Origin of the sequence: Roseibium sp. MMSF_3247 (assembly GCF_030733765.1) — a bacterium.
Lineage (GTDB): Bacteria > Pseudomonadota > Alphaproteobacteria > Rhizobiales > Stappiaceae > Roseibium.
The window spans coordinates 85,489-107,628 of the sequence record NZ_JASHII010000007.1 but is presented as its reverse complement, the minus strand read 5'-3'; the positions used below and the strand labels follow the sequence as shown (position 1 = coordinate 107,628).

Annotated in this window: 26 protein-coding genes; 10 read left to right on the top strand and 16 right to left on the bottom strand. The window is 56.4% G+C overall.

The window, feature by feature from the left end:
* The first annotated feature begins 155 nt into the window (after positions 1 to 155).
* The 3 genes from RBB44_RS20980 (at position 156) to RBB44_RS20970 (ending at position 2,932) form a co-directional block, all read left to right on the top strand.
* Entirely contained in the window at positions 156 to 299 is a 144-nt protein-coding gene (locus RBB44_RS20980) for a hypothetical protein (RefSeq protein WP_008192774.1), read from the top strand.
* On the top strand, positions 299 to 1,222 hold the full coding sequence (gene xerD, locus RBB44_RS20975; protein WP_306149702.1) for a site-specific tyrosine recombinase XerD: 924 nt from the start codon (positions 299 to 301) through the stop codon (positions 1,220 to 1,222). The genes RBB44_RS20980 and xerD overlap by 1 nt, the downstream gene beginning before the upstream one ends.
* 78 nt (positions 1,223 to 1,300) lie before the next feature.
* Positions 1,301 to 2,932: an AMP-binding protein gene (locus RBB44_RS20970; protein WP_306149703.1), complete on the top strand. Its 1,632-nt coding sequence runs from the start codon at positions 1,301 to 1,303 to the stop codon at positions 2,930 to 2,932.
* A 26-nt stretch (positions 2,933 to 2,958) separates the two neighbouring features.
* Here the strand turns inward: RBB44_RS20970 and RBB44_RS20965 are convergent, their stop codons facing one another.
* From RBB44_RS20965 to ccmA, 9 genes are all read right to left on the bottom strand, one after another.
* Positions 2,959 to 3,627: an HAD family phosphatase gene (locus RBB44_RS20965; RefSeq protein ID WP_306149704.1), complete on the bottom strand. Its 669-nt coding sequence runs from the start codon at positions 3,625 to 3,627 to the stop codon at positions 2,959 to 2,961.
* Positions 3,628 to 3,642: 15 nt separating this feature from the next.
* Complete coding sequence (locus RBB44_RS20960) at positions 3,643 to 4,470, bottom strand: ABC transporter permease subunit (RefSeq protein WP_306149705.1); 828 nt, start codon at positions 4,468 to 4,470, stop codon at positions 3,643 to 3,645.
* 66 nt (positions 4,471 to 4,536) lie between these two features.
* Complete coding sequence (locus RBB44_RS20955) at positions 4,537 to 5,430, bottom strand: cation diffusion facilitator family transporter (protein ID WP_306149706.1); 894 nt, start codon at positions 5,428 to 5,430, stop codon at positions 4,537 to 4,539.
* Positions 5,431 to 5,771: 341 nt separating this feature from the next.
* On the bottom strand, positions 5,772 to 6,545 hold the full coding sequence (locus tag RBB44_RS20950) for a thioredoxin family protein (protein WP_209176206.1): 774 nt from the start codon (positions 6,543 to 6,545) through the stop codon (positions 5,772 to 5,774).
* Between the two features lie 143 nt (positions 6,546 to 6,688).
* Complete coding sequence (locus tag RBB44_RS20945) at positions 6,689 to 7,294, bottom strand: DsbE family thiol:disulfide interchange protein (RefSeq protein ID WP_133952396.1); 606 nt, start codon at positions 7,292 to 7,294, stop codon at positions 6,689 to 6,691.
* Positions 7,291 to 7,473 (bottom strand): heme exporter protein CcmD, encoded by a 183-nt coding sequence (gene ccmD / locus RBB44_RS20940; protein ID WP_133952398.1) that lies wholly within the window; start codon positions 7,471 to 7,473, stop codon positions 7,291 to 7,293. Before ccmD ends, RBB44_RS20945 begins: the two co-directional genes overlap by 4 nt.
* A 4-nt stretch (positions 7,474 to 7,477) precedes the next feature.
* The gene (locus RBB44_RS20935; RefSeq protein WP_008196280.1) at positions 7,478 to 8,242 is read right to left on the bottom strand and encodes a heme ABC transporter permease; all 765 of its coding nucleotides are present in this window, start codon (positions 8,240 to 8,242) and stop codon (positions 7,478 to 7,480) included.
* Positions 8,243 to 8,322: 80 nt separating this feature from the next.
* Positions 8,323 to 8,994: a heme exporter protein CcmB gene (gene ccmB, locus RBB44_RS20930; RefSeq protein WP_306149707.1), complete on the bottom strand. Its 672-nt coding sequence runs from the start codon at positions 8,992 to 8,994 to the stop codon at positions 8,323 to 8,325.
* Complete coding sequence (gene ccmA, locus RBB44_RS20925; protein ID WP_306149786.1) at positions 8,991 to 9,653, bottom strand: heme ABC exporter ATP-binding protein CcmA; 663 nt, start codon at positions 9,651 to 9,653, stop codon at positions 8,991 to 8,993. Before ccmA ends, ccmB begins: the two co-directional genes overlap by 4 nt.
* Before the next feature lie 198 nt (positions 9,654 to 9,851).
* On the opposite strand from ccmA, the gene RBB44_RS20920 reads away from it, so the two are divergent.
* Both RBB44_RS20920 and RBB44_RS20915 read left to right on the top strand, forming a co-directional pair.
* The gene (locus tag RBB44_RS20920) at positions 9,852 to 11,270 is read left to right on the top strand and encodes a lipopolysaccharide biosynthesis protein (RefSeq protein WP_306149708.1); all 1,419 of its coding nucleotides are present in this window, start codon (positions 9,852 to 9,854) and stop codon (positions 11,268 to 11,270) included.
* Positions 11,267 to 12,394: a GNAT family N-acetyltransferase gene (locus tag RBB44_RS20915; protein ID WP_306149709.1), complete on the top strand. Its 1,128-nt coding sequence runs from the start codon at positions 11,267 to 11,269 to the stop codon at positions 12,392 to 12,394. Before RBB44_RS20920 ends, RBB44_RS20915 begins: the two co-directional genes overlap by 4 nt.
* A 238-nt stretch (positions 12,395 to 12,632) precedes the next feature.
* Here RBB44_RS20915 and RBB44_RS20910 read toward each other — a convergent pair whose 3' ends face one another.
* The 3 genes from RBB44_RS20910 to RBB44_RS20900 form a co-directional block, all read right to left on the bottom strand.
* On the bottom strand, positions 12,633 to 13,961 hold the full coding sequence (locus tag RBB44_RS20910) for an ammonium transporter (RefSeq protein ID WP_133952408.1): 1,329 nt from the start codon (positions 13,959 to 13,961) through the stop codon (positions 12,633 to 12,635).
* Between the two features lie 23 nt (positions 13,962 to 13,984).
* Positions 13,985 to 14,323 carry a P-II family nitrogen regulator gene (locus tag RBB44_RS20905; protein ID WP_040452614.1) on the bottom strand — a complete coding sequence of 113 codons (339 nt, stop codon included), beginning with the start codon at positions 14,321 to 14,323 and terminating at the stop codon, positions 13,985 to 13,987.
* Positions 14,324 to 14,727: 404 nt separating this feature from the next.
* Entirely contained in the window at positions 14,728 to 15,279 is a 552-nt protein-coding gene (locus tag RBB44_RS20900) for a DUF924 family protein (protein WP_306149710.1), read from the bottom strand.
* Between the two features lie 61 nt (positions 15,280 to 15,340).
* Here RBB44_RS20900 and RBB44_RS20895 point away from each other — a divergent pair, with 61 nt between their 5' ends.
* Positions 15,341 to 15,604 carry a sulfurtransferase TusA family protein gene (locus RBB44_RS20895; protein WP_306149711.1) on the top strand — a complete coding sequence of 88 codons (264 nt, stop codon included), beginning with the start codon at positions 15,341 to 15,343 and terminating at the stop codon, positions 15,602 to 15,604.
* A gap of 91 nt (positions 15,605 to 15,695) precedes the next feature.
* On the opposite strand, the gene RBB44_RS20890 is transcribed toward RBB44_RS20895, so the two are convergent.
* Positions 15,696 to 15,989 carry a 4a-hydroxytetrahydrobiopterin dehydratase gene (locus RBB44_RS20890; protein WP_306149712.1) on the bottom strand — a complete coding sequence of 98 codons (294 nt, stop codon included), beginning with the start codon at positions 15,987 to 15,989 and terminating at the stop codon, positions 15,696 to 15,698.
* The gene (locus RBB44_RS20885; protein WP_306149713.1) at positions 15,982 to 17,256 is read right to left on the bottom strand and encodes an adenylate/guanylate cyclase domain-containing protein; all 1,275 of its coding nucleotides are present in this window, start codon (positions 17,254 to 17,256) and stop codon (positions 15,982 to 15,984) included. The genes RBB44_RS20890 and RBB44_RS20885 overlap by 8 nt, the downstream gene beginning before the upstream one ends.
* Positions 17,257 to 17,404: 148 nt before the next feature.
* Here RBB44_RS20885 and RBB44_RS20880 point away from each other — a divergent pair, with 148 nt between their 5' ends.
* Positions 17,405 to 17,860 (top strand): low molecular weight protein-tyrosine-phosphatase, encoded by a 456-nt coding sequence (locus tag RBB44_RS20880; protein WP_306149714.1) that lies wholly within the window; start codon positions 17,405 to 17,407, stop codon positions 17,858 to 17,860.
* An 80-nt stretch (positions 17,861 to 17,940) separates the two neighbouring features.
* Positions 17,941 to 18,201: a hypothetical protein gene (locus tag RBB44_RS20875; protein ID WP_306149715.1), complete on the top strand. Its 261-nt coding sequence runs from the start codon at positions 17,941 to 17,943 to the stop codon at positions 18,199 to 18,201.
* Positions 18,202 to 18,214: 13 nt separating this feature from the next.
* Here RBB44_RS20875 and RBB44_RS20870 read toward each other — a convergent pair whose 3' ends face one another.
* Entirely contained in the window at positions 18,215 to 19,072 is an 858-nt protein-coding gene (locus tag RBB44_RS20870; protein ID WP_306149716.1) for a phosphatase PAP2 family protein, read from the bottom strand.
* Positions 19,073 to 19,159: 87 nt separating this feature from the next.
* On the opposite strand from RBB44_RS20870, the gene RBB44_RS20865 reads away from it, so the two are divergent.
* Positions 19,160 to 19,819 carry a 2-hydroxychromene-2-carboxylate isomerase gene (locus tag RBB44_RS20865; protein ID WP_306149717.1) on the top strand — a complete coding sequence of 220 codons (660 nt, stop codon included), beginning with the start codon at positions 19,160 to 19,162 and terminating at the stop codon, positions 19,817 to 19,819.
* A 31-nt stretch (positions 19,820 to 19,850) separates the two neighbouring features.
* Here the strand turns inward: RBB44_RS20865 and RBB44_RS20860 are convergent, their stop codons facing one another.
* Positions 19,851 to 21,164, bottom strand: a complete 1,314-nt coding sequence (locus RBB44_RS20860) for a hybrid sensor histidine kinase/response regulator (protein ID WP_306149718.1) — start codon at positions 21,162 to 21,164, stop codon at positions 19,851 to 19,853.
* Here RBB44_RS20860 and RBB44_RS20855 point away from each other — a divergent pair.
* Entirely contained in the window at positions 21,163 to 22,128 is a 966-nt protein-coding gene (locus RBB44_RS20855; protein ID WP_209180068.1) for an AEC family transporter, read from the top strand. The two genes, RBB44_RS20860 and RBB44_RS20855, sit on opposite strands and share 2 nt — an antisense overlap.
* Positions 22,129 to 22,140: the final 12 nt, after the last annotated feature.

The following is a 22,140-nucleotide window of genomic DNA, read 5'->3' as shown; positions in this document are numbered from 1 at the left end:
GTGTTTCTTCATGGCGGCGTTTTACCATATTCGCGGCAAAACGCACGAGGGCACAGCGCGAAACATCAGCGCTTGTGCTGCGCAGCGAACTTGCAACAATCAACAGCTTGGGGAACCATGCCAAGAAGTCTGATTCGACACCAACGGAGACCGACGTGCCAACGCTCACCCGCCTTTTGATCGTGCTCCTGATTTTGGGCGCACTCGGCTACGGCGCGGTCTATTCTCTGGCGACATTCGTGGAGCCACGCGAACGCGAGATCACCGTGCGGGTCAAGAAGGATGGGTTTGGCCGCTGATGGCAACCGGGTTTGATCTGGAGAATTTCCTGGAAATGCTCGCCGCAGAACGGGGCGCGGCGGAAAACACGCTGGCAGGCTATCGGCGGGACCTGGAAGACTTTTCCGGTTTTCTCAGCCGGACAAAACTGGCTGAGGCAAACTCGGACCACATATCAGCCTATATGAGCGACCTCACCCGCCGCGGTTTCGCTGAAAGTTCTCAGGCACGGCGGCTATCGGCCCTAAAGCAGTTCTACAAGTTCCTGTATTCAGAGGGCAGCCGCCAGGACGATCCGACCCGTACGTTATCGGCGCCAAAGAAACGTGGCAGCCTGCCAAAAGTCCTTTCCATGGACGACGTCGATCGCTTGATCGAAACGGCACGTCTGCAAACAGAAACGTCTCACAAATCAGCCGCAGCCGCCTTGCGCGCGCAGCGTATGTACACGCTCATCGAGGTGCTTTATGCGACCGGGCTGAGGGTCTCCGAACTGGTGGCACTGCCGGTCACTGCCGCTTTACGGGACGCGCGGCTGATTGAGATCAAGGGCAAGGGCGGTAAAGAACGCCTCGTTCCTTTGTCTCATGCCGCCCAGTCTGCCATGAAGATGTATGTCGGGTTGCGTTCGGCGGAAGGCGCTTATGAAAACAGTCCGTGGCTGTTCCCCTCTCATGGCGGAAGCGGGCATTTGACCCGTCAACACTTCGGTCGGGATCTCAAAGACCTCGCGATTGCAGCAGGCCTGGATCCGTCGCAAGTCTCCCCGCACGTCTTGAGGCACGCCTTTGCATCCCACCTTTTGCAAAACGGCGCGGACCTGCGCGTGGTCCAGCAACTGCTTGGACACGCGGACATTTCCACCACACAAATATATACCCATGTGCTGGATGAGCGATTGCGGGAGCTGGTGGAAACGGCCCATCCGCTTGCCCGGAAATAGGTCGAAAATCCTCTGTTGCGCCGCAGCAAAGCAACACCTACACTCCGCTGCCCAAATTTTTAGCACGGACCTGGACACATGCTGCACCCAGCCAGCACCTTCGACACGCTCACGCAGGACTTCGCCTGGCCACAGCCGGCAGCCTACAACATGGCATCTGTTGTCAGCGATCAATGGGCAGTAGCAACACCGGACCGGCTCGCGATCCGGCGTATTCTTGATGACGGGCAGAGCGAAGACTGGAGCCATCTGGAACTGAACCGGGCAGCGAACCGGTTTGCCAATGCCTTACAGGCACTCGGAGTAAAGCCCGGAGACCGGGTCGCCCTGCTCCTGCCGCAAATCCCGCAAACCGCCATTGCGCATCTTGCCACGTATAAAATCGGCGCGATCGCGGTTCCACTGGCCGCCTTGTTCGGCTTGGAAGCCCTTAGCTACCGGCTGTCTGATTCCGGCGCGAAAGCTTTGGTGACAGACACCGCAGGCCTTGCCAAGCTAAGCGAGGTCCGGGACCAACTTCCAGGTCTGGAGTTGGTCATCTCCGTTGATGGAGCAGAGCAAGGCGTTGAAGCATTTTCTGAGTTGCAGGAACGCGCTTCAGACACATTTCAGACAGTCCAGACTGGCCCGAACGATCCGGCTTTGATGATCTACACATCCGGCACTACGGGCCAGCCCAAGGGCGTACTTCATGGTCACCGTGTGCTGATGGGGCACATGCCAGGGATCGAACTCTCACAGAACTTTCTTGGACAACCGGACGACCTGTTCTGGACACCGGCCGATTGGGCTTGGGCGGGCGGTCTGCTGAACGCCCTTTTCCCAGCTCTGTCGCTCGGCGTTCCCGTTGTCTGTCACGCTTCACGGAAGTTCGATCCGGAATTCGCATTCCGGCTCTTGGAGCAACAGAAGATCCGCAACGCCTTCATCCCACCAACTGCATTGCGCATGCTGCGGGCGGTTGAAAATCCGGCCAGCCGGTTCAAGTTAAACTGGCGCAGTGTGGGCTCAGCCGGAGAATCGCTCGGCAAGGAAACCTACGACTGGTTCGCCGATGAATTCGGCTTCAAGGTCAACGAGTTCTATGGCCAGACCGAATGCAACGCAGTCCTCGGCTCCAGCGCGGCCTTGGGCGTCACCCGCTCTGGCGCAATCGGCAAGGCAACGCCCGGCCATGACGTTGCCATCATTGATGAAGCCGGCAATCCTGTCCCTACAGAGACACTCGGTCAAATCGCTGTAAGGCGTCCGGATCCCGTGATGTTCCTTGAATACTGGAACAAACCGGAGGCGACGAAGGACAAGTTTATCGGCGACTGGATGATCACCGGCGATCAAGGAGTGAAGGATGAGGACGGGTATGTCCATTTCGTCGGCCGTGACGATGACCTCATCACCTCCGCCAGTTACCGGATCGGTCCGGGGGAAATTGAAGACTGCCTGATCAAACATCCGGCCGTTGCGCTAGCCGCAGCCGTTGGAAAACCGGACCCGCTGCGCACCGAAATCGTCAAAGCCTATGTGGTTCTGAAAACCGGGGAACAGCCGACCCCTGCCCTGGAAGACAGTATCCGCTCGTTCGTTCGCGACCGATTGTCCGCACACGAATACCCTCGTGAAATTGGGTTTGTCGACTCCTTGCCCATGACCACGACAGGCAAGGTCATTCGCAGAATTCTACGCAATCAGGCCCGCGAAGAAGTCGCGTAAACAAAACGTCTCTTAAATCCAGGCGATCAAGCAGCCAGCAAGGCAGAGAGATCCGCATGGCTGTCCACCACCTTGTGCGCGCCCGCACTTATAAGCTGCTCCGCGTGACCATCATGACTGTGGCCACCACCGACAAATCCCCAGACGGTCATCCCGGCGGCAAGGCCGGCCAGAACACCATTGGAACTGTCCTCGATCACCAGACAGTTTGCCGGTGCAACACCCAGTTTTTCAGCCGCGAACACAAACAAGTCCGGTGCCGGTTTGCCATTGGTCACTTGTTCGCCGGAGTAGATATGCGGCGCAAAATAGTCGTGAAGTCCTGTGTGTTGAAGCTTATGGATCAGACGGTGGAGACGTGACGATGAGGCAACCGCTCGCCGGCCGTCATGCGCTTCGAGCAAGGTCTTGATCCCGACGATTTCTGCAAGCTCGGAATTGATCCGCTCCAAGGTGGCGGCATCGAGTTCCGGACCAAACGTTTCGGGCAGAGGCCCTTTGCCCAACGCGCGGTGATCACCATCCAGTTTGGCCCAGAAATCGGCGCTCCCAAGCCCCTGAAAGCGGCTCATATAGTCGTCCAGGCTATAATTCAGTCCGATCCGGGCGAGATGTTCACGCTCCACCTCAACATAGATTTTCTCAGAATCGACCAGAACGCCGTCGCAGTCGAAGAGGATCGCCTCAAAAGTCATATCATTCCGTATTTGTTAGTGTGAGCCGTCGAAGAGACCTTTAACCACCTGTCTTTGAAACAAGATGACAAGGGTGGCGGGAGGCAAAACGGCGACAACCGCGAGCATGACCCCGGACAGGCTGTTCTGTCCGAAAAACTGCATCCCCCTGACAACTGTGTAGGACGCTTCATCGGATGTGATCATGACCGGCCAGAGGTACTGGTTCCAGCCTGTGACGAAAAGCACCAGAAACAACGCAGATGCGGTGGGCAGGCACAAGGGCGCCAGGATATCGGTCAGGAACCGAAGAGGCCCCGCTCCATCCAGCCGCGCTGATTCTTGCAGCGTGTCGGGAACCGTCATCAGGAATTGCCGGAAAAACAGCGTGCCAAGTCCGGACGCGGTGAGCGGCAAAATCAGTCCGGCGTGCGTGTTGACGAGCCCAAGATCGGCAGCAACGGCGTAGGTTGCAAGAAACCGGGATTCCAATGGGAGCATCAAGGTCAACAGCAGTAGCCAGAAGATAAACGTCGCAAACCGGACCCTGAAATAGAGAAGCGCAAAGGCAGCCAGAAGCGAGACCACGGTTTTCAATGCAGCAAATCCTGCCCCGAAAACGAAAGAATTCCAAAGCATAAGGGCAGCCGTCACATCGCCGGAAAAGCCTGCGCTTGTTGTGAGAAACGCGGTGTAGTTCTCAAGACCATGCGCCCCAATATCCAGGCGAGGTGCGATCCGCGTGCCAGGCGCATGCGTGGTTGCTGCAAACAAGGCGTAAACCGGCAAGCTCATGAACAAAGCACCGGCAATCAGAATGACATGGTCAACAAATTGAGCGCGAAAACGCCGCCAGAATGGCATCAGGAGTGTTCCGGAAAACAAGAAAGAGCGCGGAGAGTAGACCCATTCGCAGCGAATTGAAAAGGCTTAGAGCACGACAATACCCGAATGCTTCGCCTTGTGTTCCGGCTCCACGTGGATGGTAATCCGAGCGCCCGGCACATCTTCACTGATGGCTGCCTCGATCCGGTCGCAGATCTCATGGGCTGCTTCAACGGTCATGGAGCCGGAAACCACAAGATGAAAATCAATGAAGGTCGTTTTTCCGGCGATACGCGTTCGCAGATCATGCGCTTCCAGCGCGCCTTCGCCTTGCTCGGAAATCTGCAGCCGGATCTTTTCGAGAACATCGGCTGAAGCTGCCTCGTCCATAAGACCACCGACAGATTCTTTGACTAGTCCCCAACCGGACCACAAGACCGTGAGGCCAACCAAAATCGCCAAGACCGAGTCCAGGATCGTCCAACCGGTCAGAAGAACGAGGACCACGCCAATGAGGACACCGAGGGAACTGACAACATCGGTGAAAAGGTGCTTGCCATCGGCGACAAGCGCCGGCGACCGGACTTTTCGGCCGACCCGCATCAGATAAGCCGCCCAAAGCCCATTGATCAGTGCGGCCAGAACATTCAGCCCGATGCCGAGCGGTGAAAAATCGGGACTGTCGCCGTGTACAAGCCCCATCCAGGCGGCCCTGAAGATCGACAAGGCGGCCAACACAATCATCACGCCAACAAGAACGGCGGCGAAATACTCTGCCTTGTCATGACCATAAGGATGATTGCTGTCAGCAGGTTTGGAAGCGAACCAGACTGCTATGAGCGCTGCGAAGGATGAGGCAACGTTGACGATGGTCTCAAGCGCGTCGGAGTAGAGCGCAACAGACCCGGTCAGCCAGTAGGCACCGAATTTCAGGCCAAGGACCACAAGACCGATTGCAATGCTGAAAAAGGCAATACGGAGCTGCGAGCCAACCGCCATTAAGACCCCCTAAGGCCTCGGCGGCCCGCTGGTTTTCTGAGCGCTGCAAGGGGTAACAGGTTTTGCCCTCAAGACAACCGGCAATCGGGACTATCAAGTGAAAAACGGAGACTTATAGCGTGTCGTGTTTCATTGATTTCAGGCTGCTTCAGGTTTCGCGTACGAGACAAAGCCGAGTGGCAGCGGCACCTGAATCCGTTGGAACGCGACTTGCTCTAAAACCGGTCAATCCTCTAACGGCACTTGGACTGAAAGCCTTTCAAAAAAACCCCGGCTGTTGGCCGGTTTTTTTTTGGGTTGGCGGTTTCTCGGAACTTGTGCGGACCGGCTGGCAGCAACACCTAAAAGCCCTTCTTCCAATCCATGGCCGCAGCGCCAATGATCTGCCCCGGCCCCTCATTATCCTCAACCTGGATCAGGATAATGCACCGGGCGTCGCTGATCAGGTTCAGCTTCGTCTTTGCCATGCGGAACGTCTCTTCGCCGCCCGACCACATGCCCATCGGCATGAGATCCCGAACGACGTTTACATAAGTGATTTCGCGGCCCGCATTTTCCCCGCGGCCAATGTCCACAGTCGCTTCATCCTGCACGCGCAGGAAATAGACGGTTGCCATTTTTGCACCCGCAGGCAACTCGCCGCTGACCTTAGCCTCGACGGCCATATCCGAGATTTTGAGTGTCACGTCAGTAGCCAGCGGTTCGGCACGCTTCAGGGCAGCACGGACATCCGCTTCGCGGCTTCCGACAACATGTTCTTCACCGTTGATCACCATCTGCGGAGTATAAACCGACCGGTCGCCGCGCTTTTGAGCGTACGCACGCTGGCGCTGCGAATGAACCGGGCTCGCAAGCGTGTCTTTCCATCCAAGGTAATCCCAATAATCGACCGGCAAAACCAGCGTCAGGATATCCCCCTCTTCCTGTACAAGCTGCTCAGCGAGCCGATCAGCTGGCGGGCAGGAAGAGCAGCCTTGGCTGGTGAAGAGCTCGACGACCTTCTGCGGCCCCGCGTTCGCAGCATTCGAGGAAATGCCCGCCGCAAATAATCCGCAAACAAAAATGAAACACGCTCGGACAGCGTGTCGTGCTGTCCGGGTATGGATGCCCACCATTGGCTCTTGTCCCGTAACTGTTTTCAGTAAGATAGGCAGGCACCTTGTAAAGAGCGAGTCACGTGGCGGTGATAGCGTGCGCACCACTGGTTTTTCGTACGTTTGTGAAAATTGAAAGACAGCCCGTGATCAGCGCGAGGGTTTCACCCCTCGGCCATAATCTTCCTCAGTTCCGGAAGGAAACCGGTCTCATAGCTTTGCGGATCGAGCGGGCCGATGAACTTGTAGCGGATGGTGCCGGTCTTATCGACAATGAAGGTTTCCGGAACGCCGTAGACACCCCAGTTGATGGCTGTCCGTCCGCTGTCATCGACGCCAATGCGGTCATAAGGGTTGCCGAGACTTCCAAGGAACCGGCGCGCGTTCGCGGCTTTGTCCTTGTAGTTGATCCCCAGGAGCTGGAAGCCGTCCAGCTTCGCCAATTCTTCCAGGAGCGGGTGCTCCTGCCGGCACGGGCCGCACCAGGACGCAAAGATGTTCACGACGGAAACCTGACCGATCAAGTCTTCACGCGAAAATCCGGGCATTGGAGCGCCGTTTTCAGACAAGCCCTCAAGCGGCTCCAAGGAAAACTCCGGCGCAGGTTTATTGATCAGCGCGGATGGGATCTTGCTCGGATCGTCTCCGAGCGTCAGCTGAAACAGGAACAGCCCGGCAAGCGCTGCAAAAACAATCAAGGGCAGCAGAACGAGGACCGGAAAGCCACGTTTTTTGGGCTCAGATCCCGAACCATTTTCAAGTGTGCTCATGAGACCTGAGTGCTCCTGTCTTCCGGCCTTGCGCGTTTGATGCCTTGGTCAGCGAGGTCGTTCAGAGCTTTTTCCTGCGCGGCCTTGTCCAATCGCACCCATGCGATCAGGACCAGGACCGTTAATAGGCACAGGCCATAAGAGGCGAGGATAAATCCGGCGTGTGGTCCAAGATCCATGACGTCACTCCGCAGGTTGGGCGGCCCCGGCAGGACCTGGCTGTGCGGCACTCGCTGCACGCATCCGCAGAGCGCGGACACGCCGCCGCAGGATTTCATTGCGCATGGCCATCAAGTGAAGAACGAAGAACATCAGCGTGAAGGCAACGGCCATCACCAACAGCGGCCACAAGATATCCGGGTGAATGGTCGGGCCATCAAACCGCATCACACTTGCCGGCTGATGAAGCGTGTTCCACCAATCGACGGAAAATTTGATGATCGGCAGGTTCAGGGCGCCGACGAGCGTCAGAACGGCCGCAGCTTTCCCGGCCTTGATCGGGTCTTCCATCGTGCGCCACAGTGTCATCAGGCCCAGATACATGATGAAAAGGACGAGGACGGACGTCAGGCGGGCATCCCAGACCCAGTAGGTGCCCCACATGGGCTTGCCCCACAAGGAGCCGGTCACGAGCGCCATAAAGGTGAAAGCCGCACCGATCGGAGCAGCGCTTTTCGCCGAAACGTCCGCCAGCGGATGCTTCCAGACCAGAGTGCCGATCGACGACAGGGTCATGACCGAGTAGCACATCATGCACAGCCAGGCGGCAGGGACATGGATGTACATGATCCGCACCGTGTCCCCTTGCTGATAGTCCTCCGGCGCGACGAAGAAGCTCATGTAAAGCCCGACCGCGAACAACAGGAGACACAGCCCTGTCAACCAGGGGAGGACCACCTGCACGAACCTCAAAAACCGCGTCGGATTTGCGTAATCCCAAAATGCCATGGAACCGTTCTAATCTAGAGCTTTGCCCGCTTCAATGGACAAGTCTGCCGCAGGAGGCATTGAGGGCGATCAATATGGCGTTAGTCTGACGCAAATCGCAGTGCTGTGGCAGATGCTATCGGGCCAACAACGGCCGCAATGAGAGACAGCGCACAGAGGATCAGAAACGGCGTCAGGAAAGGCACAGGATCACGGATCGCAGCATCAGCCGAACTGACGCCGAAAATCAGAACAGGGATCGCGAGCGGGACAACCAGAACGGCCAGCAGGAGGCCACCACGGCGCAGAGAGACCGTCAGCGACGCACCGATTGCGCCGATTAAAGTAAGCGCCGGGGTTCCGACCAGCAGCGTTGCGGTGACCGCCGCCATGGAGACCGGATCCAGGTTCAAGAAGATACCGAGCACGGGCGCGGCGACCACCAGCGGCAAACCTGTCGCGGTCCAATGCGCCAAACATTTGATCAGGACAACCAGCTCCAGGGGTCGTCCCGCCATCAGCATCAGATCAAGTGTACCATCATCCCGGTCCGCTTGAAACAGGCGATCCAGTCCGAGCAACGTTGCCAGCAGGGCCCCGATCCAGAGGATTGCAGGACCGATCCGTGCCAATAGGTTGAGATCCGGGCCAACACCGAAAGGAATGACCGTTACAACGGCGAGGAAAAACAAAACGCCGACCAAGGCACTGCCGCCCACCCGGACCGACAGCCTCAAGTCCCGTTGAAACAACGCCATAGTCCAGCCTGTCATAGGAAGCCCTCCTCAAGGGCCTGCTCAGCAGGTTGTGCAGCTTCCAGATGCAGTGTTTGAATTTTGGTCAACGCCAACTCGGTATGGGTCGCCGTCACGATCAAGCCACCGGCTTCCAGGTGGCCATTCATCAAACTCAGGAGCAGGGCTTCGGAATTCTTGTCCAGTGCAGAGGTCGGCTCGTCCATCAACCAGATCGGCCGCGCAGTTACCAACAGCCGGGACAACGACAACCGCCGTTTTTGACCCGCAGACAGATAGGCAGCGGGCAAGTGTGCGGTATGACCAATCCCGAGCAGTTCCAAAGCCTCCATCGGCTTACGCAGCTCGCCGGCAAAACCAGCTGCAGCCGTAGGTGCTGTAAAACTTTGCCAGAACTCAAGATTTTCGAGCACCGACAATGCCGGCTTCACCGAGTCTTGATGGCCGAAATAATGTGAGTGTTCATGCGCTGGCCTGTCGTCTTCACCGCTCTCGTAACGGATCATGCCACCCGCCAGAGCAACCAGGCCCGCCAGGGTGCGCAACAATGAAGACTTGCCGATACCATTCGCTCCGGTCACCACAAGGGCGGTGCCTTGGCTGAGAGTGAAAGAGAGGTTTTGAAACACCCGGCGCCCGCCGCGATCAATGGTCAGGTTCTCAGCAATAAGGGTCAGGACACCGCTCCGGAAAATCGTACAGTTCGTCTGCCTTGTTAGTGCGATCTTGAGGGAAATGGCAAGCGCACTCTCTCATGCAAACTGCTCTGCAATACGATCTGTACGTTGCCGTCTTGGCCTTGCCGCAGCTGCAAGCCACGGAATGTTAATGTCCCCATGTCATAAATACGGAAGAATACGCAAAAGGAATTTTTCGTGCAGTCTCCGGACAATTCGACGCCCAATACCGGTCAGGACGCAACCCTTGCTGCGCAGTTGAAACAACTGGCCACGCGGGCGTTTGGCCTATTGGGGGCGGGCGGAACGGATAATCAAGCCGCACAGCGGATGGCCATCGCAACGTTCGGAATTCGTGTAGGCGGCGCAGCACTTGCCTATCTGTCCCAGGTTGTCCTCGCACGAATGCTTGGTGCCTATGATTACGGCGTTTTCGCCGTCGCCTGGACGTTTGTGATTATCCTTGGCGTCATGGCCTGTGGCGGATTTTCCTCTTCCGCCAGCAAGTTTATTCCGAAGTACCGCGAGGCGGGAGATCCGGACAGCCTCCGGGGCTTCATCAGCACGAGCCGCCGTTCGGTGTTCCTAATCGGATCGACGATTGCCGGTGCCGGGATTGGGATCATCGCATTGCTGCAGCCGGTGATCGATCCGAGTTACGTTGTTCCGTTGTCCGTTGCCCTGCTCGCCTTGCCATTTTTCTCCTACGCCATGGCACAAGACGGTATCGCACGCAGTTATGATTGGCCGTTCTTGGCAATGCTGCCAACCTATATCTGGCGTCCGGCGGCACTCCTGATGATCATTCTGATTTTTCTGGTCATTGCCGGTAAGGCAACCGCAACCACTGCGGCGATGGCAGCTGTCTTGTCTGCGTTTCTGGTCGCCGCCTACCAGCACGTTCACCTCAACCAGCGTTTAAAGCCGGTTTTGCCGAAAGGGCCAAAAAAGACTGATGTTCGGCTCTGGATTTTGATTTCCCTGCCGATGCTGGTTGTCGACGGTTTTCTCCAGCTGATCACCAGTGCTGATGTCATAATGGTGAGCTTCTTTGAAGAACCGGATCAGGTCGCAATCTACTTCGCAGCCTCCAAGACACTGGCTCTGGTGCATTTTGTTTATTTTGCCGTACGCGCCGCCTCGGCGCATAGGTTTTCCCGCTACCTGCACAGCGATGACATGACCGGCCTGGCAGCTTATGTGCGTCAGGCAGTGCATTGGACCTTCTGGCCGTCCGTGGGAGCCGGTATTGGTTTGCTGATCATTGCCCCGTGGCTTCTTGAACTGTTTGGATCCGGATTCGCAGATGGGTATCTGCTCATTGCCGTGCTGATGATTGGCGTGCTTGCACGTGCTTCTATCGGTCCAGCCGACGCACTATTGACCATGACCGGGCTGCAGAAAACCTGTGCGGTCATTTATGGAACCACATTTGTCTTGAACGTCGTTCTCAACCTCATTTTCATCCCATGGCTTGGATTGATGGGCGCTGCAGTTGCCACGAGTTGCGCAATTTTATTTGAAACCACCGCTCTTGCTTTTGCCGCCAAACGAAAGCTCAATATCACAACGTTCATTTTGCCATTGATGTTTCAAGCTAGGAACGCCGCCGCTTGACCGATCCATCGGATAGGAAGGATCAGCTGGAAGTCCTCTGGCTCGACCCGCTCGCGCCCGAAACGCCGTTGGACCAATGGCAGGATCTGGCAGACAACTCCGTTGATCCAAATCCTTTCTTTACACCGGGGTTTCTTCAACCTTTTCTGCAGGCCTTTCCCTCAGCAACGGTTCGCCTCTTGGTGATACGGGCAAAGAGTTCCGAAGACTGGCGAATGGCAGCACCTATCAGGCGTCGCCGGGCAGGGCTTGCTGTTCCAATCAAGACGACATGGACTTCTTACTACGCGCCGCTCGGAACGCCGCTTTTGCGTGACACGGGCGGACCTGACGATGTCGCTGCATTTGTCCGGGCTGGGGCTGGATCGGCAAACCTCATGGCCATGCCCTTTCTGCCCTGTAGTAGCCGGGTTGCATCGCTGGCTGAAGAGATAACCGGCTGGGAAAGCCGCTGGGCCGAGAAGCTTTCCCGCGCAGGTCACAGCTTTGGAGACCTTGGAGAAGTCCAATACAAAACAGCGATGTCCGGAAAGCGCCGCAAAGAAATGCGCAGACAATTGCGCCGGTTGGAGGATCATGGCCCAATTCGGATCGCCCATCTAATGGGCGAAGAGGCAATCGAAGGCTTCGAAGAGTTTATGAAGCTCGAAGCCGAAGGCTGGAAAGGGCGCGCTGGTACCGCGCTCTCAAGCAACCCGGAGACAGCGCTCTTCTCCAGAAATGTGATCAAGAACCGCTCTTTGAACAATGGTGTTCGCATTGATCAGCTTTGGGCTGGAGACACCTTGATCGCCTCGCTCATCCTTTTCATTGAGGGGGCTCACGTCTTCTCTTGGAAGATCGCGTTCAACGAGACGTTTGCGCGGATGTCACCGGGTGCTCAGATTGCAGCCATTTCCATGAAACAAAACCTGCAAAGCCCGGACATTCTTGAAGCGGACTCTCTGGCTGTCCCCGGTCATTCCATGATCGAACCGCTTTGGCGCGGCCGGGTCGATATTGGAACATTGGTCCTGTCAAAAGGTCCTTTGGGATCTTCGCTGGCAAGCCTCACGGCTGTGGATCTCAAATTGGAGCGCTCACTGCGGAGCAAAGCGAAAGCTTTGAAGGCCGTTTTCGGCTAGCGGCCCCGCCAATCAGGCCTGCGAAAAGTAGCCAAGTGCTTCCCTCACCTGCGCCCGGCGGCATTACGCCCCGATCTTCATAAAAAAAGCCCCGGGGAAAATCCCCGGGGGTCCAAGTTTGCGGTCCGAGCCAATAGACCGCCTGGGAGATTTCGGTTGGCCGGCTGGGGAAAGATGTTGAGCCAAACCCCGCCGGGCCGGACCGCCGCCATTTCTGGCGACCGTCCAAAAGTGCGATTTACATGCGCTGAGAGCCGGTCCCGAATTCCGGATAGGCTTCGACACCGATCTCGACCTTGTCGAGACCCAGAGCCTCTTCCTCTTCGGAGACCCGGATGCCCATGGCAGCTTTCAGGATGAACCAGACGATGCCGGATGCAACCAGTGTGAACACGCCGTAGGAGACAATACCGACGATCTGAGTGCCGTAGGATGCACCGTCGTTGGACAGCGGTACAATCAGCGTGCCCCAGATACCTGCAATCAGGTGGACCGGGATTGCGCCAACAACATCGTCGATTTTCAGCTTGTCGAGCAGCGGCACAGTGAAGACAACGATCACACCACCGATGGCACCGATGAAGACGGCTTGCCATACGCTCGGAGCCAGCGGCTCAGCTGTGATGGAAACAAGACCTGCCAGAGCACCGTTCAGAGCCATTGTGACATCAACTTTTTTGTACATGACCTGGGTCAGGATGACCGCAGCAACAACACCGGCAGCAGCAGCCATGTTGGTGTTTGCAAAGATGCGGGAGATGTCGGTCACGTCACCGATGGAGCCCATTGCGAGCTGGGATGCACCGTTGAAGCCAAACCAGCCGAGCCACAGGATGAAGGTACCCAGTGTTGCAAGCGGCATGGAAGAACCCGGCATCGGATGAACGGCACCGTCCGTACCATATTTGCCTTTACGGGCACCGAGGATGATCGCGCCAGCAAGAGCTGCCCAGCCACCAACGGAGTGAACCAGCGTGGAACCGGCGAAGTCGGAGAAGCCCATTTCAGAGAGCCAACCTGCGCCCCACTGCCAAGAACCAGCGATCGGGTAGATGAAGCCGGTCAGGACAACGGTGAAGATCAGGAACGGCCACAGCTTGATGCGCTCAGCCAGAGTACCAGAGACGATAGATGCTGCGGTTGCCACAAACACCATCTGGAAGAACCAGTCAGATGCAGTGGAGTAACCGGTGTCCAGAGCATCGCCGCCGACCGGATCGAAGGAATACGGTCCGAAGGAACCCATGAACCCACCGTCAACGCCGGTGTACATCAGGTTGTAGCCAGTGATCCAGAACATCAAACCTGCGATGGAGTACAGGGAAATGTTCTTCAGGCACTGCATGGAGACGTTTTTGGAGCGGACAAGGCCGGCTTCTAGCATGGCGAAACCAGCAGCCATCCACATGACCAGGAAACCACCGATCAGGAACAACAGGGTGTTGAAGATGTAGGCGACTTCCGGTGTGACGGCCGGAGCTGCTTCAGCGTCCTGAGCCAATACCGGCAAGGCGGAGAGGCTCAAAAGAGCCAGCGATGCCGCGCCCTTAGCGACAAGTTTTTTCATGAGTACGTTTCCTTACCTGAATGTCAAAGAGCTTCGGCGTCGGTTTCGCCGGTGCGGATGCGAACAACTTGATCGATGGAGTAGACAAAGATCTTGCCGTCCCCGATTTGACCGGTCTTTGCGGCCCCGGAGATGACCTCGACGACTTTGTCGACAGATCCGCCGTCTACGGCGACTTCGATCTTCAGCTTCGGAAGAAAGCTGACCGCATATTCGGTCCCGCGGTAGATTTCGGTATGACCCTTTTGGCGGCCGTAGCCCTTCACTTCTGTAACCGTGAGCCCCTGGATGCCGATGCCGGTCAAGGCATCGCGCACTTCGTCGAGCTTGAACGGCTTGATGATGGCCATCACTATTTTCATTGCTCGTTCCATTCCCCTCTTTAGTGCCCCTTCCCGGCGAAGAAGCTCCGCAACCGATCCGCCTCTATGTCCGTTGTTCCCCTCTGGATGGGCCTTGGATCTTGGTGGCGCCGACAGTCGGCACACGAACCGGTGTTGCGCTCTCCTTTACAAAGACCGTGCCAACTTGAAGATTTGATTCAATAAACGGCTGTTTTCCGGCGTTTACCGGTTAAGAATTTTAACGGCGAGCAGATTTTCGAGCGGGGTAGTGATGGTTTTTCAGGCAACAATTTTGCACAATATTTAAACAGGCAAGCTCAAACTGTTTAAATAATAGGCAGAATTTTTGTGCAGCGCACACACGCATAAAAAAACGGCAAATCCGAAGATCTGCCGCAAACGCAATATGGAAAGCCGCAAGGTTAGGCGGAGAATCCACCGCCTTTTAAGAAGGCGATCTCGGCTTCGGTAGACACCCGGCCCAGAATGTCGTTTCTGTGCGGAAATCGGCCGAAGCGGCGGATAACATCCATGTGAATCAGAGCGTAGTGATAAAATTCCATATTTCCGAGCGGCTGACATAAATCCACCGCACGCTCCTGAAGCTGCATATCTTCAGCGTGCTCAAAGGGCAGATAAAAGAATACCCGAACCGCCTTTGGAAAGGCCTTGTCATATCCGCGCGCGACGGCCGCCTCTGCGATGGCAACAGATTTTGGATCGGCGGCAAATGCTTCTGCAGATCCTCGAAAGACGTTCCGGGTGAACTGGTCCAGCAGAAGAATCAAAGCTAGGGCACCACTCGGCGTTTCAGCCCATTCATCCAGGTCGCCCTGCTGTGCCGCCTTGATCGTAGCAAGGAACTTGTCCCGGCAACGCGCATCAAAACCGTCATCGCGCGCAAACCATTTCTCCGCGCCCGCGTCCCACCAAAAGTCCAGGACGTCTATCGGACTTGCCAGACCGTCGCTCATCAAAGGATCCTCTTTTCACGGCACCACCAGGGTATTCTCGGCGCCTGTTTCCAGGATATATATGCAAGGAAAGCAAGATGCTGTGAATGGAGTTCTGCGCGTGACCGAAAACACCCTGGATTTGATGGGCCTGAAATGCCCGCTTCCGGTTTTGAAAACAAAAAAGGCACTTTCAAGACTGAACGCTGGCGCGGAACTCACAGTCCAAACAACGGATCCAATGGCGGAAATTGACATTCCGCACTTCTGTCAAGAACAGGGCCATACATTGGTCAACAAAGAAAAGACCGAAACAGGGCACAGCTTCGTGATCCGGAAGGGCTAAACCGTTTTACTGGATGAACGGAAACGAACCGCAGAGTTCGGAGCCGGCTCTTTGAATGCCCCCAAACACCGGAACATTCGTCACGGCGCGATTATTTACCCGCGATCTGATCGATCTTTTTCGCAAGCCTCAAATCCAAGGCACTCAGTCCACCGACGTCGTGTGTTGCCAAGGTGATCTCGACAGTGTTGTAAACGTTAAACCACTCGGGATGATGGTTCATCTTCTCTGCGGCCAGGGCAACTTGTGTCATGAACCCAAAGGCTTCCAAAAAATCACCAAATTTGAAAGTCGCGGTGATTGCATCCCGGCCATTGACGAGTTGCCAGTTCTCTAGGCTCTCCAAACCAGCAGAGCGCTCCTCCGGCGTCAGCTTTTCAACCATGCTTCACTCCCTTTAAGAAGGCTGTCTGCATCTTGCCGACGCCCTTGATTTCAACAGCGCCTCGCTCTTGAAAGTAGAAATTTGACCCGGCCATACTACGAAATGCGTCTGTCACCTGGATCTCTCCGGCCACGGAATGCGATTCCATGCGGCTCGCGACGTTCACGGCATCTCCCCAGACATCGTAGGAAAACCGCCGCTTTCCGATCACACCGGCAATGGCTGGTCCGGTATGAATACCAATCCGCAGGTTTAGATGCACGCCGCTGAGCGGTTCACTGGACTGGATCACACTCATCATCTTGAGCGCCAGATGACCGATCGCAACCGCAGCCTCGTGGGGCGGACTCTGCAGCCCTCCAACCACCATGTACGCATCCCCGATCGTCTTGATTTTTTCAACGCCAAACTCTTCGACCAGATGATCGAAGTCCCGAAACAGGCCATCAAGAAACCCAACCACCTCATCCGGTTGAAGGTTCCGCGCTGCTGGAGTGAACCCAACGAGATCCGCAAAGAGCACGGTCACAGCGTCATGCCGGTCAGCAATACGGGTTTCCGGCGCATTTTTTAACCGGTCTGCGATTGACCGAGGCATGATGGTCTCGATCAGGGTTTCGGCTCGCTCGTGTTCGGCTGCCAATGCAGCCTCAGCGCGATGCAACGCCGTCAAGGCATATACAATCAAGACACTGGAGATGATCAGAACATTGACCATGACCTGCGCTGCCAATTGCTTTCGAAAGGCAAGGTCATGAGGCATCACAGGTCCAACGTTTGGCGCAAAGACGTACGCAGAAACCAAAAGAACCAGAGCAAGACAGAAACAGCCTGCGAAAAGGCGCCAATGTCCCACCCCAAAAAAGATGAAGGCCGCACCACCGAGGGCAAAATAGGCCTGCGTTCCGCTTTCCAAACCCAGCGACCAAACTACGAACGTGTTTCCGGTCGCGATCACCATTACGAAATAGATCGCCGCAACGTTGTCGCCAAAGCGATGCAGTCGCGAAGTCGCGCCAAACAGGCAGATCATGATGATCCCATAAATACTGAGCGGCATCAGTTCATGAAATGCATAGGTCAGGTTCTGGATCGTATGAAACAGGTTGTCAGCGATACCAACCAGCGCCGAAACGTTCACGACCATCTGCCGGCGCCGGACATAGGGATCCGTTGACGTGATGCCAGCGGATGCCAGCCCCTTTAGCCAAACGGGCCACCTGACCTTGCTGAATCTTTCAATCACCGCCAAACCCGACGCCTTCATTTTGTCCCTCATCGACCTTTGTGCCGGTGGTTCACAACTCGGCGCCCGGCACTCTGAGGGATGCTCTTCAAAACCTGTACCCGACAGCAAGTGTCAGGACCGCAGCCGATCCGCTTGACAGCGGCGACTATGCTCGGTTGATAGGCTTATGACTTCAGTACTTTTCGTCTGCCTTGGCAACATCTGCCGTTCACCGCTCGCCGAAGGGGTTTTTCGCGCCATAGTGGAAAATGCCGGATTGAGCGATCGCTTCCTAATTGATTCAGCCGGAACGGGCGCTTGGCATGCCGGAGACCCGCCGGATCCCCGATCGATTGAGGTCGCCGCCCGGCACGGAATTGACTTGACTGCACAACGGGCCCGCCAGGTGACGGATCGCGATTTCACGCAGTTTGATTTCATCTTGGCGATGGACTCAAACAACCTAAGCACACTGAAATCACGCACCAAGAAAGACCATACGGGCCTGCGTTTGTTCCTGAACTCACCGCCAACAGATGTGCCGGATCCCTATTATGGCGGCGATGATGGTTTCGAACGGGTCTACCAAATGATCGATGGTGGCAGCCGATCCTTACTGACCGCTTTGAAGGCGCATTTGTGACGTTCGAACCAAGAGGTTCATAAATCCGTCTCAGTCGCTGCGCTAATCAGAAGTTGATCGTTTCAATTTCTGGCGCTGAAATGAAAATCCTGTGGTGGTCACTGGCCGCTGTTCTCATCCTGCTCGGCCTGGCGACCGTATGGTTGCCGATCCCGACTGGCGTGCCGCTCTTGGCACTCGGCAGTGTGGTCATCATCGGCACAAGCCGGAGCGCAGCCCGCCACTTGCGCAAACGCCGCAAGTCAGCACCGCACCTGAATGACATGATCACCTGGGTGGAAGACCGGTCGCCATTGCGATTTGCCCGGATCCTCAAACGCACACGGCCGAGAAAAAAGTGACCCGTTAGTTTCTCTAGCTCTCCGACTGTGCGCTCCCGGAACCACGAAGGGCTTGACGCAGCCGGACAAGAAGACGTTTTGCCAGACGATGCAGCCGCCGGCCGTTTCGGGTGAACCACTCATCCAGCCCCTGATCCGTCGTGAGGGGCGGTTTCTTCAAATAAAGCAGCCAATAGACGCTCAGGATCACAAGGAACGTCAGACCCCAGGACAACATGGTGTCGGAGAAGAAATGCCCGCCAAAGGCGACCCGGTTGATTGACAGGATCAGACACAGCGGCAGCACAAACGCGAAAACCGCCTTCCGCCAAGAAGCCGGAACCAGAAACGCCATCGTCACAAGCCAGATACCTGCAGCCCCTTCGCCGGACGTAAACGAGCAATTCCGTGCGCAGTAATCAGTCATTTTCCAGACCGGTTGAAACGGCAACTCCCCGCCAAACTCTTCAATCGAGCGCGGCCGTGGGCGACCCCAGTTATCCTTCAGGATCGAGTTCACAAGGATCCCCGGTCCCAGGATCAATGTGGAGATGAGAAACACCGGCTTTCGCAGCGGCACGATTGGAGGCCGGCCTGGCAGCAACAACTTGATCACCAAAATGGCCACCGAACAGATGGCAATCGTTTGAACCAGATACGGTCCAAGATGCCGGACTTTTTGCAGGAACGGATTGTGTTGCGCCCAAAAGCCATCCGTTTGACTGTAGAAAAGACCGCTTACCCACAAATCGGTTCGGGGAAAGGCCAGAAAAAACGCAGACACCAGCGCGACATAGGCGATGGTGGCCAAGAACGGATGTGCGATGCACCAGGCAACAGCTTTGCTTGAGGCAATCTTCTGGATATGCTTTGTCAAACGCGTGTCGATCATGGCCGCTGTTTAGCGCATCCCTGTTGCCCATCCAATCCTTTCCTGCCGGTTTTCTCCGGCGTGCTTCATGAAAAACTCGATCGCTCCATGACCACTGACCCAAATATCCAGTCCAACGTCGTCCAACTACACGCAACGACGCAGCCATCGATCGAGTTCTGGTACGAATTCGGCTCTACTTACAGCTACTTGTCCGCAATGCGGATCGAAACACAGGCGCGGGATGCCGGTGTCAGCTTGTCTTGGAGACCGTTCCTGCTTGGCCCGATTTTCAAGAAAAGCGGCTGGGACACATCGCCGTTCAACCTTTATCCGGCCAAAGGCCGTTACATGTGGCGGGATATGGAGCGCCAATGCGCCCGCTATGGCCTGCCACTGACCATCCCGGATCCATTTCCTCAGGCCGGATTGCTGGCCGCGCGGATTGCTCAGGCAGGGCGGACACAGCCTTGGATCGGCGACTTCACGCGCGCCGTTTTTATTGCCGAGTTCGGCAGCGGTGAGGACATTTCCGATGAAGCCTTTTTAGCGCACCTCCTCCTGGAGGCAGGCGCTCCTGCCAAGGACGTTCTTGAGGCTGCTAAATCGCCAGAAGTAAAGGACGCCTTGCGCGCGTCTGTCGAAGAAGCTGTAGAGAAAGGTATCTTCGGCGCACCCAGTTTCGTTCTTCAAAATGGCGAGCTGTTCTGGGGCGATGACCGCCTCGCGGATGCGCTCGAAATGGCAACCGAGCTCGCAAAAGCCTAATTGCGACCCCGCTGCCCGTCTCGACGACTGGCTAGATCCAGTGAACACTCTTGAGTTGCTGCGCTCTTACAAGGACATCGTAAAGAGCAGACGGCGCCAGCGGCTTGCCCACCCCCTCCATAAATCCAGCCTTGCGCAGCAAATTGTCGCCAAAAGCTTCCAGAGCAGCAGTAACCGCTATGAGCGGCAACTCCTCGGCCGGTCGGATCCGGCGCAGCTCCTGGGCAACTTCAAGCCCCCCCATGCCGGGCATATGAAGATCCAGGAGAACGGCCCCGAGTTCCTTTTCCTGAGCCAGTCTGATCGCCTCTTCGCCCGAATGGGCAATATCTGAGGTGACGCCAAAGGATTCCAACAAGGCGGCCAAGAGGCGGCAATTGGTTTCATTGTCGTCCACGATCAGGACATGGTCAGGAAGTTCATTGTCTTCCGCGCCCGCCTTTGAAGCAGTCTTGGCGCCTTTAATCCCGGGCGCGGCCGGCTCTACAGGGATTTGCACTTCGAAGCGGCTGCCGCCCGTCTCCGGGGAGGAGTGGTTCAAGACACCGCCCATCTGCCGAACCGTTTGAGCAATTCCCCAAAGGCCAAGACCGCTGCCCGGTGTATTTTCCTGAGCTTTGCGCCCTCTCACAAAAGGACGGAACAGATCATCCCGTTCCGCCGGATCAATGCCGGGCCCTGTATCAGTAATTGAGAGACTGACCCAGTAGGCGTCTGCAGTGCTCGCAGTCGATTGCTCGGAGGATCCAAGCTGCTTTTCAGGAAACGGACAGGAAATCACCTCAAGACTGATCCCGCCTCTCTCCGTGTACTTGATCGCATTGTCAAGCAAGGCAGAGACAGCCCGTCGGAGCTGGCCAGCAGCACCAGTCTGGCACGCGCCAGCCGTGTCCTGAAGCCGGACCGTGAGTTTCAGGCCTTTTTTCTCCGCAGCGACACGGAACAAATCTGCACAATCGTGAACAAGTGATGATATTGAAACAGTTGCATCTTCGCCCACATCCCCAGGAGCTGCGTCCGTAATCAATTCCGTTGTCATCTGCTCGAGAGAGTCGATGGCCCTCATGAGCACGGACAGTTGCTCTGATTGCGCATCATTCAAAGGCCCTGTTTCAATCAGTTCAGCTGTCAGCCGCATGGCGCCCAAGGGCGTGCGCAAATCATGCGCCAGAAGCGCAAGATTGACACTGTCCTCGTCGTATTCAGCCATTCGGCGCAACCCCAATTCAAAACGGATGGCATCAGGGGCTTGCGTCCCGATCTCCAGCGAACCAGTATGACAGACTTGCTTACCTTCCCCGCTGGCCGGTGTCCACCAGCCATGCTCAAGCCCCGTCAAAGGCATGTTTGTTCAAACACTCACAATCGTCGCCCCTGTCTTTCTGCTGATCGGCTTTGGATACGGCCTGGCCCGAACCAAAATCCTCAGCATGAAGGTAAGCGAAGCGCTCGGCGAATTTGTCTATGTGGTCGCCATTCCGATCCTGATTTTCCGGACGCTTGTGACAGCAGATCTGTCGGCAGGACTGCCATGGGCGCTTTGGGCGAGTTATTTTCTCGGGATCGCGTGCGCTTGGACACTTGGAACTCTCGTCATTCGCAAAGGCTTCGGGCGCGATGCCCGTGCCGGTGCGATCGGAGCGATCTCGGCGGCCTTTGCAAATACAATTCTGGTCGGCTTGCCGCTGGTCGCAGCGGTTTACGGGGATGACGGCCTGATCCCCTTGCTGCTCATCGTTTCCATCCACCTGGCTTTTATGACCGTTTTGATGGCGATTGTTATGGAGCGGGCCGCCGCCCATGACAGCGGCGGGGAAAGCCCACCGGTGTTGACCTTGATTAAAAGCGCCGCGAAGAGCCTGATCCGCAATCCGCTTGTGATCACCATAATCGCCGCATTCTGTTGGCGCATGACCGGGTTTGACCTGCCGTCTTTGGCAAGTGATCTGCTGAACCGGATAGGCGCAACCGCACTGCCTCTCGCCCTAATTTCGCTGGGTATGAGCCTTGTTCAATATGGCATGCGCGGCAACATACTGCCCGGGCTGGTTCTGTCAGCGATCAAGATCGTCATCATGCCGGCAACCGTGTTCTCGTTGGGGTATTTCGTTTTCAACTTGCCACCGCTCTGGGTGGCGGTCTCCACTTTGACGGCCGCCTGCCCAACCGGCATCAATGCCTATGTTTTCGCGAACAAATACGGCACCGGTCACGCCATGTCAGCGAACGCGATCACGGTAACAACAGCGCTCGCCGTTTTGACGACAAGTCTCTGGATCTGGTTCCTGGAGTATGTGCTCGGGATGTAGTGAATAAGGCAG